The sequence below is a fragment of the Burkholderia sp. BCC0397 genome (assembly GCF_902832865.1).
Classification (GTDB): domain Bacteria; phylum Pseudomonadota; class Gammaproteobacteria; order Burkholderiales; family Burkholderiaceae; genus Burkholderia.
Map to the genome: position 1 here is coordinate 190,145 of NZ_CADFDL010000007.1, position 13,718 is coordinate 203,862.

The window sequence follows — 13,718 nt, forward strand, 5'->3', positions numbered from 1 at the left end:
ATGCGAACGATGAAAGCAGCAATCGCACTCCTCTGCGTGATGGCTATGTTCGTCGGTACGCCGGCGAATGCTCAATTCAATCCCGGCCAGGTCCTGAAAGCCACGGATCTGAATGCCGCCATCGCATCGCCCACGATCACCGGCGGCACGATCAACGGATCCGTGATCGGAGGCACGAACCCGAAGGCCGGCACGTTCACGGCACTGAACGTTACCGGCTCTCTGACGGCCACGGGCCTCGTCACGCTTCCTAGCCTCGCGACGCAGGCTGCCAACACGGTCATCGCCAATGCAACGGGATCGACCGCCAGCCCGACGGCATTCACCATGCCGAGCTGCAGCGGCGCGAACAATGCGCTTCGCTGGACGTCTGGCACCGGCTTTGCATGCGCGAGCTCTATCGCACTGACGTCGAGCGGCCTGAACCAGTTCGCGGCAACGACGTCGGCGCAGCTGTCGAGCATTGTATCGGACGAAACGGGCTCCGGCTCGCTGGTCTTCGGCACGAATCCAACGATCGCCGGCGCGACGTTCACCGCTCCGACAAGCATCACGGGTAATGGTACGACGCTGACCGTATCGAATGGCAACAACACCGACGCACTCGACATCTATGGCACGACTGGCGGCAATGGTGCGATCGTCAAGCTGATCGGTAACGGTTCGACGACGCCGTCGAAAACGATCCGTGTCGCCGGCGGTACGTTCAGCATCATCAACGACGCATTCAGCAATTCGATTTTCTCGCTGACCGATGCGGGCAGCATGACGGCGTCTGGTGGCCTCAACAACACGGCCATCGGCAACGTGACAGCCAGCACTGGCGCATTCACAACGGTTTCAGCGAGCGGCTCCGTCAGCGCGAATGCTCGACTGTTCGTCTCGGACTCGACGAACAGTCCGACGACGTTGTCGGTAACGAACGCCGGCAGCAATGGCGCGAATATTCTGCTTGCCGGCAATGGTGCGACGACTCCCAATAAATCGATTCGCGCCAATGGCGGATACCTGCAGTTTTGCAATTCTGCATATACCGCGTGCCCTGTAACGATCTCCGACGTCGGGAATGTTTCGTCTGCCGGCGGCATCGACAACACCGCGATCGGTGCAGCTACGCCGAACTCGGGCGCCTTTACGACTCTCACGTCGACCGGCACAACCGGTCTTGGTACTCCGACGAGCATCGGCACGTCGGTGTTTCCGACGATCGTCGCGCCCATCAGCACGACCGCCACGACGACGAACGGCTCGACGAGCATCACGGTCACGAGCTCGACCGGGATCGCGGTCGGGATGGGGATCTACGGGAGCTTCTCCCCCAATCAATGCGGAGGCAATGAAACTGGGTTCATGGGCGTGTACGTGACCGGGATCTCTGGATCAACCGTCACGATGAGTTGCGCTGCGAACGCAACCAACACGACGCCAGTCGCGGTGCAATTTGGTCAGCAACGATACAGTCCAACCTCCACAATCCTGGCGAGCGACGTCGGTACGCAAACCCTGAAAGTCGGAAGCGCCGCTCAAGGGAATTCGGCTGCATGGCTGAATCAGATTTCGACGGGCCAGGATTACCGGTTGACGAGTGCAGCCCAGATCATTGCGCCTCCTGGTGGGGGTTACGGCATAACCGTCGCATCTCGCACGTCTGACGCTACTGGTGGCGCGGTCGCGTTTCCGCTGCAAGCATTGTTTTATGCCGATAGCGGCAATCCGAATGGTAGCGAGGTCGCATATTTCCAAAGCAATTTGAATCCCGCGACGGCCGGCCACGGTCCGCACATTCAGTTCGAGCAGACGATTGAGAGCGCATGGGCTACTGGCCCTGAAGACCCCTACACGATTAACGCGATCAATGCGACTATCGCGCATCGCATCGACTGCGGCTCCGGAGGCCCTGGTGGTATCGGCCCGACGGATCAGAATTGCACGACCGCAATCGACATCGTGCCGAACAACCAAGCGTTCGAAAACGGCATCGTGTTCGCAAGCGGGTCGCTCGACCCGGCAGCCGGCCGGAATGCGCTGTCGATGCCGCTCAACTACGCCACGACGTGGTTCTCCGGTGCAAATCAATATTCCGCATTTGTCACCTCGAATGTTGCTGGCAGCCTGCTATTTGGTACGCCGTCTGGCGGCCAGTACAACTTTCAGGTCAATGGGGCCACCGCCGCACAAGTCAACAGTTCCGGCGTCAACGCACCGATAGGCCAGACCACGCCGGCAGCGGGGGCATTCACGAACCTCACGTCATCCGGAACGACGAGTTTCGCGGGGACCGCTGGCACTGCCGCATCCGCTGGGACTGTTGGGGAAGTGAAGTCATCGCTGTTCTCAAACACCAGCATGACATCTGGGACGGTCGCCAATCTCGCGAGCATCAATTTGACGGCCGGCGTGTATCTGGTTTGGGGATCGGCCACGTACTCGACAGGTACCGGTGCAACGATGAATTCGTGGCTGGCTGGCGCGAGTCAGAATTCTGGTGCCCTTCCCGCCCTAGGTACCTACTTCCAGGGTAGCGGCACGGTGGGCTCTGGACTTGCATCGACCGCCAATGCGCCCATGCAGTTCATCACACTCACCTCCAGTGCGTCTGTCTATCTGACGGGCGAGGCGTTGTTCGGCGGAGGAAGCGTAACGGCCACCGGGTTTTTGGCCGCTCACCGGATTCATTGATCTCCTGCCAGCGCAGCGCTCGTTCGATTTTTCGTGATGAGCGCTGCGACTGATCTGCGACTAATGGAGCGCCAAAGGAAAAGCCCCCATGGCAACAAACTCATTCAACATCGTCATAAACGCGACCGACAAGGCGACGGCTGTAGCCAAGCGCGTCAACGAATCGATCGCGAAGATCACGAAGCCGATCGCCGACGTTAAATCGTCGGTGGCCGCCTTCAACAAGGAAACCGGCCTCGATCAGCTCGGCAAGAAATTCGAATCGGTCGGGAAGTCGGCGCAGACGGTCGCGCGCAGTGTCGCATCGATTGCGCCGCCCCTTGCGGCCATCGTCGGTGTTGGGAGCGTGGCGGGGATCGCGGCGTTTGCGACGAGCTGGGGCCGCGCTGCTGCAGAGCTCGCCAACACGTCGAGCGTGATCGGTGTCACGACAACTGACCTGCAGAGGTACCGCGGCGCCGCTCGCGTCGCCGGTCTGTCGGCCGATGCGATGACGAGCAGCATGCAGTCGCTCGGCGATGCGTTCGAGGATGCGTCGGCGGGGCGGAACAACTTCGTCGCTGGTGTCCTCTCCGACAAGGGGATCGGCATCCATCGCCTGAAGGATGGCACGGTCGACGTCGTACGAGGGCTGCGCGACGTTGCATCGGCGGCATCGAAGATCACGAACACGCAGGCGCAGCGGAAGTTCCTCGATATTTTCGGGCTCGGCGGCATCCAGGCGATGATTCGCCGCGGCACGATCGACCAGTTCGTCGCGAAGTTCGATGAATTGCACGCGACGATGTCGCCGGAGCAGATCGCGCAGGGCGAGAAGTTCAATCAGTCCATGATCACGCTCGATGCATCGGTCGACAAACTGAAAAATTCGGTCGGCTCTGCCCTCGCGCCGGCGCTTGGTCGAGCCGTCGATGAGTTTGCGCGGCTTGCTGACGATTACGGTCCGAAAATCGCGCATTGGATCGACAACGTTGACTGGGACAAGACCGCAAAATCCATTGCGGGCGTCGGTGAGGCTCTGGGCGGCGTCAAGGGCGTTGCTCTCGCTGTCGCAGCAGTCACGTTTGCCGGGCCGATCGCTGGGCTGGCATCTTTGATCGGGAAAGCAACGACGCTTTCCACAATCCTGATGCCGTTGGCCGCGAACCCGCTCATCGCTGGCTCCATAGCCGCCTTTTATAGCAAAGGACTCAACCAAGGCGAAGGCGACATCCGCCTAACCCAGCCTGGCGATGTGTGGGACGGGGATCCGATTGGAAAGAAGCGCCGCGAAGGTGCCGCCAAAGACCCGATGACGCCCTATGTCGTCAAGTACTTCATGATGAAGGGTTGGACACGTCCACAAGCGTCCGGGATTGCTAGCAGCCTTTGGCCAGAGAGCGGATACAACCCTCGCGCTATCGGTGACAACGGACATGCATTCGGGGTTGCCCAGTGGCATGAGGATCGCCAAGCGGCATTCAAGAAGATCTTCGGAATCGACATCCGGAATTCGACACTTGAGCAGCAACTCGACTATGTCGACCACGAGCTTCGCTACGGACCGGACAAGGGCGCTCGCCAGGCGGGGATCGAGCTCATGGCACAAGACTCGCCTGTGGGCTCTGGCGGGGTGGTATCGCGATTGTATGAACGACCGAAGGATCCGCGGGAAGAATATCGACGCGGCCAGATGGCTGCCGAAATCGATTCGGCGGTCCGCGGGAACTACGGAACGCAAAAGCTCGAGGTCACGATTCACATGCCGGGCGCGCCGCATGGCACGCGGGCGAGCGTGCATTCGAACGGCGAAGTGATGGCGACCGGCCAGATCGGGCACTCGTTACTCATGGGGCCGTAATGCCGGCCGTCGACCAGGCGGCCCAAGGTACTTCCCCGAAAGCTCAGGGCGGGCGGGAGCTCAGACGCGCGGATTTCGACCAGCTACGAACTTCCGGATTTGCTTGACAGAATCGTCGATAGAGAAATTCTATTGCTTGACAAAACGGACTTAACCTCATGAAACGTAAAGATTTTTGCGTGCTGGTTGACCGGCGAAATTCTGTCAAGTTGCTTGACAGAAGGTTGACAAATTGACTGGCAAACGAGAACAAGCACCCAATTTCGCGGCCGTGCCGCCGCACCCTGTCGGAGGAAATCAATATGGCATTCATGAAGCAGTCGGAGTTTGCAGACCTTTGCGGCGTGTCACGACAGGCCGTGCTCAACTGGAAGCGCGAGGGCAAGCTCGTGATGCAGGGAGCGCGCGTCGATGTCGATGCGTCTCTGGCTCGGCTCGGCCGAGTTCGGCGCGGAGGCTCGCCCGTTCAGCCCGGTGTGGGTAAAGATGCGGTAGTCGACATTGAGATTCAGCCCGGCGAATCGCTCGACCAGGCCGCTGAACGCCTCACCGGCGAGATCGACGTCGATGCTACGAGCTTCGACGAAGCGAGACGCATCAAGGAAGTCTATCTCGCCCTACTGCATCGCCTCGACTTCGAGAAGAAGTCCGGCGCCCTGGTGGAGCTCGACACCGCGAGCACGGTCCTCTTCGAGGAATTCCGGGCTCAGCGCGATGCGTGGCTCAACTGGCCGGCCAAGGTCGGGCCGCTGATCGCCTCCGAGCTCGGCATCGAGGCCGACAAGATCACCGCGGCACTGGTCGCCCATGTCCACAAGCAGATCGCGCAGCTCGGCGAGCCGGAGGTGCAGTTCGATAACGTCGATTGAACGGGTCACCACGTACCGATACCGAATCCGATCGCCGGCCGGCTCAAGCGCCGGCCGGGCACATCGCGGCCGCCGTATCCTGTCTACCCCATAGGAGCCACCAACGTAGACGGGCAAAGCTCTATTAATGCGTAGCCGCGATCAAACGCCAACGGATGCGCCCCTGTGCCGCCGTATGCTGATGGTGATTTTGTGGGGGCAATGAATTACCAAACGTCGAAACTGCGTTTATCCCACATCCTTCGCAGCGGTAGATACCTGAATGCGGGGCAGCTTGCCCGGGTTCGTGGATCTTATCGAATGCCTCATGGTTACTGTGATTCAGATAGTCTATATACTTGTAATTTGCCATTTTGGTCTCCTTCCCCGTAAGTGAAGTAACCAATCCTCGCACAACTACTCGCCTGATAAATTGAGGTAAACCCTCGCGTGCGCATTTCCTGACTGGCGCGCGGATGACTACCCTTAGATTGGTAAGTTGATGATGCTTTTTGGTGTCTTAGACGACTGCTGTAGGCCGACCTTGATCAATTGAAGTTGTTGTGCCGTGAAGTCTGGCAAATACCCGACGTACAATCCATTCGTGATATTAGCCTGAAGGTCTCTGATAAAAATCTCTCGAGCCCGGGCGTAGTAGACGTAACTGTCGTGTTGGATGAATGGATGTGATCCAGCTTGGAACACACACGTCGTATCGTATGGGATTCCGGTGGGTGGCGTCGAGAAATTCACAACGCATACACAGGCTTGGCTTCCCATGTTCGGAAACTGCATGGGATCGTTCAGAATCACGAAAAGATGATTGTGATTCCCAGGGCCGCTCGGTGCCAAAAATGCTGCGCCGGCATGGATTGCCCAGCCGTTCGGCGTACTCACGCGTGTGTGAGGAGAGCGTTTATTTGAGCGATTTCGCCAAGGCGAGACATAATTTCCGGAATCGCGGAATCCGAATAATTCAATTCTCGTAGCAAGCGCTTATGCGACACCTCGGTCGGATTGCCCTGCTTGTCAGTCCATTCATGACAGGACATATGAAGGTAGTCGGTCAGCGCGTAATGATTGCGCTCACCGAACTTTTCCCATATCGAATCGAGGATTGCGATTTCCGCGCTGCTGAGCCTCGTCGAGCGATCAAAATACTCTTCGGGGGTCTCGGACATTATCGGCCTGCGAACATCGATCTCATGATTCGCAAGGTAGGAGATACGATCTTCCCAGCCAGCAACGTCACCAGCTAGACGCTGATATGTCGCGAATAGAACAGGGGATGTTTCGAAAACTTGCAGCTGGTCGCCAGTCAACGGCTCTGCGTGTTGAGCAAACGACTCACGCTCTGCGAGATACAGAAGACGATTCAACTTCACCACGTTCATTGGGGCACGAGCGCGGACGAGCAGATACATCGCGGCATCTACTGCCTTCCTCTCGTCGTACAGGTGCGGGAACATGGAACCTCCTAGCCGTCAATAGGCCTTGTTATGAGCGTACCGAGGTCACAACGCTCTGTCCATAGGGTTAACGGTCGCAGTCGCACAAAGTTGACACGCATGGGTAAAGTGATGCAACCCCAATTAATCAGAAACCCACCTATGAACACTGTCTTCCTGCTGATGGCTCAGTACAACGCGACCGCGATTGTCCCAATCGATCTCGTCTGTAGGGACTACTTCGGCGCGATGACGGTGCAGACGCTCGTAAGGAAGATCTCCGCAGGCGAGATTCCCCTCCCTCTGATCCGGATGGAAAAATCGCAAAAATGTGCGAAGGGCGTCCACATTCAGGATCTGGCGAACTACATCGACGAGCGTCGGGCAGCTGCGGTGAAGGAGTGCGCACAATTGAACTCCTAACCGAGTCAGGTCTTCTTTCGCGATTTTTTCGGCGGGAGGCCGATCAGCTTCTCATACTCTGCACGAATCTCTGCCTGTCGTGCAGAGGGTATCGGATCGGGAAGCCTTGCTGCGTTTTGCCGGCGCTTGGCCGCAGGCTTCAATGATTTCAGTAGGGCATCCAACTCCTTCTCCGCCTGCCGAGCGGACGGCGACAACGTCTGCGGTCGAAGAGGCGGAATCCAATCAGGCGGCAGGCTCGGGTCAATGCCAGGGGGCTTGGAACTCGGTTTCTTCGTTCGCCGTTCCATTTCCTCCCGCAGCGTTTCCGGCCATATACGCCACTGGCGCCCAACCTGGAAAAATCCCAGGGCTCGCCTATTCGCAAAAACGGTTGAGTACGAGACGTTGAGCAAGTCCGCTGCTTCTTGCAAGCCAAGAGCCGGCGCCGTCGACGCTGCAAGCGATTCCGGCACTCCGGCATCCATCGGAGGTTGCGCGGGCGCAGCGGCGGCATGTCGTTCTACTTCCCCCATCTCTCTCCGCAATGACCGCGTTTCGGCCACCAACCTCGCGCATTCAGCCTGCAGATGGTCGATCGCATTTGCGGCCTTCCAGTCGAGCGACTGCTCGCGACTCGCGCTACGCTCCACGCGAGCACGAAGCCGTCGCACCAAATGATCAAACTTGCTCGTATCACTCATCAGATATGTCCATCAGTTAGGCGTGTCACGCCATACGTCGTCAGGCCGTACTAGAATGAGTGGCCCACCGCAGGGTCAATTTCGCCGAGAAAAACACACATGGACCAGCAACTCGTCGCACTATATGAACTCAAGCGTCAATCGTTCCTGATCGGTTATATCCAAAATCCGGAACATTTTGATAGCGCTCTCGCGTTCGCGTACTTCAACCGCCTCGCTCCGATCTTTCACGAAGACAGCATGAGAGAGAAGCATGGGGGCGACCCGTTCGCGGAAGTCTATTCCGTCCAGGCCGACTTCATGGACGAGGTGCTCAAATACGTCGACGACCGCGAGCATGAAGGCGACTTCACTGCAATCGAGTTCTACCACCTCGAAGACAAATTCGGGGGCTACAAAGCAAACCGCATCGAATTGATTTACACGTTGGAGTATGCGCGTATAGACGGCCGCTTCAACGATGAAGTCTGGGCCGCTATCGAGCGCAATGCGCCGTCTGAAGCAAATCAGCTCCAGAAAGAGTTCTCACCGAAAGACGTACACTTCGGTTAAATCGGAATCGATGCTGTGCCGGCAAGACCGGCGCAGCAGCAACATCGTCACCGAGCTTGGCCGACGCTAGTAGCCGCGCCTCCCCGACATCACGTCGAAGGCGGCGCTCACGCAGCCCCGCTCGAACCGATATTCGCACTCGATTCGATTTTACGTTGACATGGCACCCTCTATCGCAATCACCTGGGGGTTGTTCTGGGGGTCTTTCTGGGATCGCCAACCGTAGATCCCAAATCACCTATACAGGCATGAATTCTGTCGGGGACCAGAGATACCCCATCCCAGCCTTACGCGACAAATCTCTTCGCCGAGTTTGGCGTAGCAGCGAATTGCTTCCACTCACCTCCTGTTCCGCGAAGCCAAAAGGGCGACCCCTCCCGGTATCGTATGATGTATATCGATCGGAATCGGAGAGCAGTCGCATGGCGTCAGTGACTATCGATATAGGGTCTGGGAAGCGAGCCACGTTGTCTAACAACGGTGGAGTAAGTCGATCCGCGGAACAGCGGGCAGCCGTCTCAGAATTGATGCTCCATTGGCCGAAATACTCTGGACTACTGACAGGGGCCGTTGGCTATCTCCGAGACTTGGGACTAGCCGGGTCACTCACCGGCGATCCCGTAGCCGCGCTCCGGTCTGCCATAGAGGACGGGAGAGTGTCCGTATCAATCGATCATCCAACGGCCCGTGGCGGGGCGGCTGAAGGCTCGCCCTCAACCCCGCCTTTCCCCAAGGCTAGTAGGCTCGCCAGCGCGCCGGCGTCGGCTGGACTACCGATAGATAAGCCGCTATCGGTTCAATACGCTGCACGCGTTGACCGACAAGGAAAAGCCGATGGAGATCGAACGGGCAAAGGCCGCCGCCCCGGCCTCCGACAAAACGTGTGAATCAATATGCATCATGATGCGACGGTCTCGACCAGACGCCTCATCGTTCCGGCATTACGCTGCGCGACGTCGCGGTAGCAGTTATTGAACATGACATGCGTGTATGCCGCGCGCCCCGCCACATCCATGATCGGTCCAGCGAGGTCATGCAATTCCTCCTCGCTGTACTCATAGTTGAACCGCTCGGCCACCGACGCCGACCCGCTCCAGGTCGACGCATTGCGGCCATGCAGCCGCACGATCGCGAGGTCGGGTGACGTCACCTCCCACACCGAATGCACACGCTTCGTCACGCCTTCCGGCGCATCGACGATGACATGCACGATTCCGCGCGCGCGCTCCATCGCAAGCGTCGACGCACGGTGCTTGTCGTCGAACCAGCTCTCATGCCGAAACTCGAACGCGGTCAGCAGCGGTTGCATGCGCTCCGCACAGTGCTCGACGTGCGCGAGGGACTTCGGCGCCGCGGTCACCCAGTGAGGGAACTGGAACAGCACCGCCCCGAGCTTGCCCGCCTCGTACAGCGGGCGCAGTGCTTCGAAGAAGCGCGACCACAGTTCCTCAATGATCGACGGCGGCACATCCTTGTAGTACAGGTTCTTTTTTCCCGTGCTCGGAAGTTCGCCCTGCAGATCCTTCGGGAAGAACTTTGGCTCGGTCTGGTGGCCGGTGAAGAGTCGGAACGCCTTCATGTCGAAGACGAATCCCGGCGGCGTGCGTTCGACCCACAGCGCGCTGTTGCTGGCGCTCGGCATCGCGTAGTAAGACGAATCCACCTCGACCACCGGGAAAACGCTGGCGTAGTAGCGCAGGCGCGCCTCGGCGCTACTGCAACCGGGAGGATAAAAGGCACCCGACTCGATCAGCGTCTTGTCGGTCCACGAAGCCGTACCCACGAGAATCGACATGGCCGTCGCCCCCGTATCGGATCTTGACTGCCGCAGCTTATCGCGAAATATACTGGCTACACGGAAAGGCCGTCGTGCTGTAGGGCATGTTCCGGGGGACGGGTCCAGCTCTATGCTCCCGGATTCACCAGCCCCCTTACGCAACAACAACCGTAAACTCCACCCCCGACTCAAAATCCAGCGTCGTGGTCGAAAACCGCGGATCTGCGTCGAGGTAGTGCTTGTACGGTCGAACGGCGTCCTCGGCCGTGTACATGTTGTCGGCGAGTACAACCGCCCCCGGTCGTAGCAGGCGCTCGATCTGCTTGAACAGCTTCAGATAGGCATCTGCCCATACGTCGATAAACACCATGTCGACGGTACCGTCCAATTCGGCAACCGTCTCGAATACATCGCCCTCCCGCAAGTCGACATAGGCATCCAGGCCCGCTGCTTCGACGTGCGCCCGCAAACGCGCGCACTTGAGCGCATCGCCTTCGGTCGCGATGACGACGCCACGGCCGAACGTACGCAGCGCGTCGGCGAAATACAGGGTCGACACGCCGCAGGAACTGCCGAGCTCAAGGATTCTGGTCGGCCGTTGCGCCAGCACCATGTTGCGCAGGAACCTTCCCGTTTCCGCTGACACGGCTAACGATAGAGGACTGCCTGCCGATGACTCGAAATCTTCGGTGAACAAGCCGAACGTTTCGAGAAAACGCCCTCGCAACCGAGGGGCGAGTGTTTCGTATTCGTCGACGAGCGTCGGAAACGCCTCGTGCGGCCCTTGGAACTGCGCTAGAGCGCGGGCAATGATTTCGCTCCGGCTTTCTTCATGAAGCCGTTGCAGAAGAACATGAGTAGTTGGAGTCAAGTGGGTTCCCTGATGAGGTTGATCACTTGGACGGCGTATGCAGCAACCGCCAATCCGTCGTCAGGCCCCGAGCCGCCGTTCATCATCGGCAAGCACGGACGATGCTATGCCCGTCGCGCAAGCGTAATTGCGCGCTCAGGACACGCCGTCACGCAAAGCCCGCATGATCTGCACGCGTCCGCATTCGGCGTGTACGCGACCTTCATTCCATGCACGCGCAGCTTCAACCGATGCATCAGGCTAAGATCGAGGTAATCGGCCTGATCGATGCGTCGGATCTCGAACACGTCTTCAGGGCAAACGGTCACGCAATCCCCCTTCCCTTCGCAACGTTTCAGATTGACGACCGGCGCAATCACGCCCGCCTTCTGCTTGCAGTCGGCTGTTGATTTCTCGTGCATGTTCACTCCTCGGTAGGCCGCTTGCCGCGCGATCGCCATGCGGCCCGGAATTGCTCGCGTTCTTCGGGCGTCATGGCCTCCCACTTGCGCCAGTGACGCCGGCCGTGCCAGCCGCGGTGTCCGCGGAATCCGCCGAACAGGATGCGACTCAACACGAGCAAGCCCAGCGCATGGGCGAAGTCGATCGTCCGGGCGCCGACGAATAGCGCTGGAATCACCCAGTTCCACAGCATCATGACGACCCATCCGAGCACGCCGATGGCGACCACCACGAGCAACGCTTTGCCCGCACATCTGATTCGAAAATTCATCAGTTGCTCCGAGAAACCCCGTCCTTCAGGACGGGGAGGAAAGGAGCGCCGCTGTTTGACAGCGGCATTCCACAGTTAAAATGGCCGGCATGATCCTTGTCTATCGCTACCGGGTGAAGTCGCTCAACGGACTGCTTAACAAGCAGAACCGTGCGGTGAACTACGTCTGGAACTTCTGCAACGACACGCAGAAGCACGCGCTCAAGTGGGGCAAGAAGTGGCCTACAGGATTCGACCTGAACGTGCTGACGACCGGCAGCAGCAAGGAACTCGGTATTCACTCCGGCACGGTCAACGCAATATGCGAGCAATACGCGAAGTCGCGCAGTCAGCACCGACGCCCCTACCTGCGCTATCGCGGCATGAGATCGCTGGGCTGGGTGCCGCTGAAGGGGCGTGACCTGAAGCGCGAGGGTGACGCGTTCCGTTTCGCCGGCAACATCTTCCGCGTGTTCAACAGCCGACCGCTTCCCGAAGGCAAGATCAAGGACGGGACCAACTTTGCGCAGGATGCACGCGGCAACTGGTTTCTCAACATCGTGATCGAGATGCCTGATGTGCAGGCCCGCCCGATCCGTTCCGGTGTGGGCATCGATCTCGGCCTGAAAGACTTCGCCACACTTTCGACCGGCGAGAAGCTGCCTAACGATCGGTTCGGTCGATGCGCGGCCGAGAAACTCGCGAAAGCGCAACGGGCGCGAAAGCACAAGCGACATATCGCGAAGCTGCACGCCAAGATCGCTAATGCCCGCGCCGATTTCCAGCATAAGCTCGCGCTCGATCTGGTGCGGCGCTTCGATTACATCGCGGTTGGCAACGTGTCGGCCGCAAAACTCGCCAGAACCAGGATGGCGAAAAGCGTCTACGACGCGTCCTGGTCGTCCTTCCGAAACAAGCTCCGCTACAAAGCGATCGCGCACGGAGTCACGTTCGACGAAGTCGACGAAAGCGGTTCGACCCAGTCCTGTTCGTCGTGCGGGTCGAAAGACAGCACGACGCGGCCGAAAGGTATCGCGGGACTGAGAATAAGAGAGTGGGTTTGTGGTGGCTGTGGTGTCGAGCATGATCGAGATACCAACGCTGCGTTGAACATTCTCCGATGCGGACGTGCATCGCCAGATGTGGGAATCCTCTCCCTTTAGGGAGCGGAGGACGTCAACCGTCGACTCCTCTAGATATCCAGTTCGTCATAAATGGGTTGCAGTCGAGCGCGCAGATGCAGGACCGCATAGCGTTTGCGCGCGAGCAGCGTATTGAGCGCGACACCGCTCTGCGTGGCCATCTCCTTGAAGGACAGCCCTTCCAGTTCGTGCGCGATAAAAACCTCGCGCTGATTCGCCGGCAACTCGTCGAGCGCATCCTGTAACGCCTTGAGCAGCAGCGTGCGAGCGTAGAGGGCCTCGGGGCCGGCATCGTGTGCCGGTAGCGCGAGATCCAGGCGATACTCGCTGTCCGCTTCGTCCTCGGCATCGAGCAGATCGGTCAGCGGCTGCTCCTTCTTTTTGCGAAAACGATCGATGATGCGGTTGCGCGCGGTACGGAACAGCCACGCGCTCGCCTGTTCGATTGGCGCAGGAAGTCGATAAGCCTGTACGAATTCGTGAAACACATCCTGCAGAACGTCCTCGGCATCGTCCGGGTCGCGGATCCGGCGCCGAATAAAATTCCCTAGCCTCGTTCGTTCACGCATCACAGTCGCAGTGATGTCGCGGTCTGAGTCGGTCATCGTTTGCGAAGTGGGTGGCGGTTCCATGCGTCTGAAGACGTTTCAGGCGCGCGAATATTGTGGCGAGTGCGAAAAATTTGCGGCTGTACGCGTCGGCTTCGCTGCGTTGCAGGGGTTTCAACGAACAGGCCCGATGTGGCATCCACCGGTATTCGCACG

The 13,718-nt window shown here is 59.0% G+C and carries 13 protein-coding genes; 6 read left to right on the forward strand and 7 right to left on the reverse strand.

All coding sequences use genetic code 11. The annotated features are described in order from the left end of the window. Positions 1–9 precede the first annotated feature (9 nt). The 3 genes from HWX03_RS22270 (at position 10) to HWX03_RS22280 (ending at position 5,388) form a co-directional block, all read left to right on the forward strand. On the forward strand, positions 10–2,679 hold the full coding sequence (locus HWX03_RS22270) for a hypothetical protein (protein WP_175872690.1): 2,670 nt from the start codon (positions 10–12) through the stop codon (positions 2,677–2,679). Positions 2,680–2,767: 88 nt separating this feature from the next. Further along, a complete protein-coding gene (locus tag HWX03_RS22275) occupies positions 2,768–4,519 on the forward strand; it encodes a phage tail tip lysozyme (protein ID WP_175872691.1) in 1,752 nt (583 codons plus the stop codon). A gap of 302 nt (positions 4,520–4,821) precedes the next feature. Continuing rightward, positions 4,822–5,388 carry a hypothetical protein gene (locus HWX03_RS22280; RefSeq protein ID WP_175872692.1) on the forward strand — a complete coding sequence of 189 codons (567 nt, stop codon included), beginning with the start codon at positions 4,822–4,824 and terminating at the stop codon, positions 5,386–5,388. Between the two features lie 872 nt (positions 5,389–6,260). On the opposite strand, the gene HWX03_RS22285 is transcribed toward HWX03_RS22280, so the two are convergent. Beyond that, a complete protein-coding gene (locus HWX03_RS22285) occupies positions 6,261–6,836 on the reverse strand; it encodes a Panacea domain-containing protein (RefSeq protein ID WP_175872693.1) in 576 nt (191 codons plus the stop codon). Positions 6,837–6,977: 141 nt separating this feature from the next. Here HWX03_RS22285 and HWX03_RS22290 point away from each other — a divergent pair, with 141 nt between their 5' ends. After that, positions 6,978–7,238 carry a pyocin activator PrtN family protein gene (locus HWX03_RS22290; RefSeq protein WP_175872694.1) on the forward strand — a complete coding sequence of 87 codons (261 nt, stop codon included), beginning with the start codon at positions 6,978–6,980 and terminating at the stop codon, positions 7,236–7,238. Between the two features lie 5 nt (positions 7,239–7,243). Here the strand turns inward: HWX03_RS22290 and HWX03_RS22295 are convergent, their stop codons facing one another. Continuing rightward, positions 7,244–7,921, reverse strand: coding sequence for a helix-turn-helix domain-containing protein (locus HWX03_RS22295; protein WP_175872695.1), 678 nt, complete (start codon positions 7,919–7,921; stop codon positions 7,244–7,246). Positions 7,922–8,020: 99 nt separating this feature from the next. On the opposite strand from HWX03_RS22295, the gene HWX03_RS22300 reads away from it, so the two are divergent. Beyond that, positions 8,021–8,473 carry a hypothetical protein gene (locus tag HWX03_RS22300; RefSeq protein ID WP_175872696.1) on the forward strand — a complete coding sequence of 151 codons (453 nt, stop codon included), beginning with the start codon at positions 8,021–8,023 and terminating at the stop codon, positions 8,471–8,473. 898 nt (positions 8,474–9,371) lie between these two features. Here the strand turns inward: HWX03_RS22300 and HWX03_RS22305 are convergent. The 4 genes from HWX03_RS22305 to HWX03_RS22320 form a co-directional block, all read right to left on the reverse strand. Further along, positions 9,372–10,268 carry a DUF72 domain-containing protein gene (locus HWX03_RS22305; RefSeq protein ID WP_175872697.1) on the reverse strand — a complete coding sequence of 299 codons (897 nt, stop codon included), beginning with the start codon at positions 10,266–10,268 and terminating at the stop codon, positions 9,372–9,374. Positions 10,269–10,404: 136 nt separating this feature from the next. Beyond that, positions 10,405–11,121: a class I SAM-dependent methyltransferase gene (locus tag HWX03_RS22310; protein ID WP_175872698.1), complete on the reverse strand. Its 717-nt coding sequence runs from the start codon at positions 11,119–11,121 to the stop codon at positions 10,405–10,407. A 104-nt stretch (positions 11,122–11,225) separates the two neighbouring features. Further along, complete coding sequence (locus HWX03_RS22315; protein WP_174431312.1) at positions 11,226–11,522, reverse strand: 4Fe-4S binding protein; 297 nt, start codon at positions 11,520–11,522, stop codon at positions 11,226–11,228. Between the two features lie 2 nt (positions 11,523–11,524). Next, positions 11,525–11,833: a hypothetical protein gene (locus HWX03_RS22320; RefSeq protein ID WP_174431313.1), complete on the reverse strand. Its 309-nt coding sequence runs from the start codon at positions 11,831–11,833 to the stop codon at positions 11,525–11,527. 89 nt (positions 11,834–11,922) lie between these two features. Here HWX03_RS22320 and HWX03_RS22325 point away from each other — a divergent pair, with 89 nt between their 5' ends. After that, complete coding sequence (locus tag HWX03_RS22325) at positions 11,923–12,975, forward strand: RNA-guided endonuclease TnpB family protein (RefSeq protein WP_174431320.1); 1,053 nt, start codon at positions 11,923–11,925, stop codon at positions 12,973–12,975. 29 nt (positions 12,976–13,004) lie between these two features. On the opposite strand, the gene HWX03_RS22330 is transcribed toward HWX03_RS22325, so the two are convergent. Further along, complete coding sequence (locus HWX03_RS22330) at positions 13,005–13,586, reverse strand: sigma-70 family RNA polymerase sigma factor (RefSeq protein WP_175872699.1); 582 nt, start codon at positions 13,584–13,586, stop codon at positions 13,005–13,007. Between the last annotated feature and the right edge of the window lie 132 nt (positions 13,587–13,718).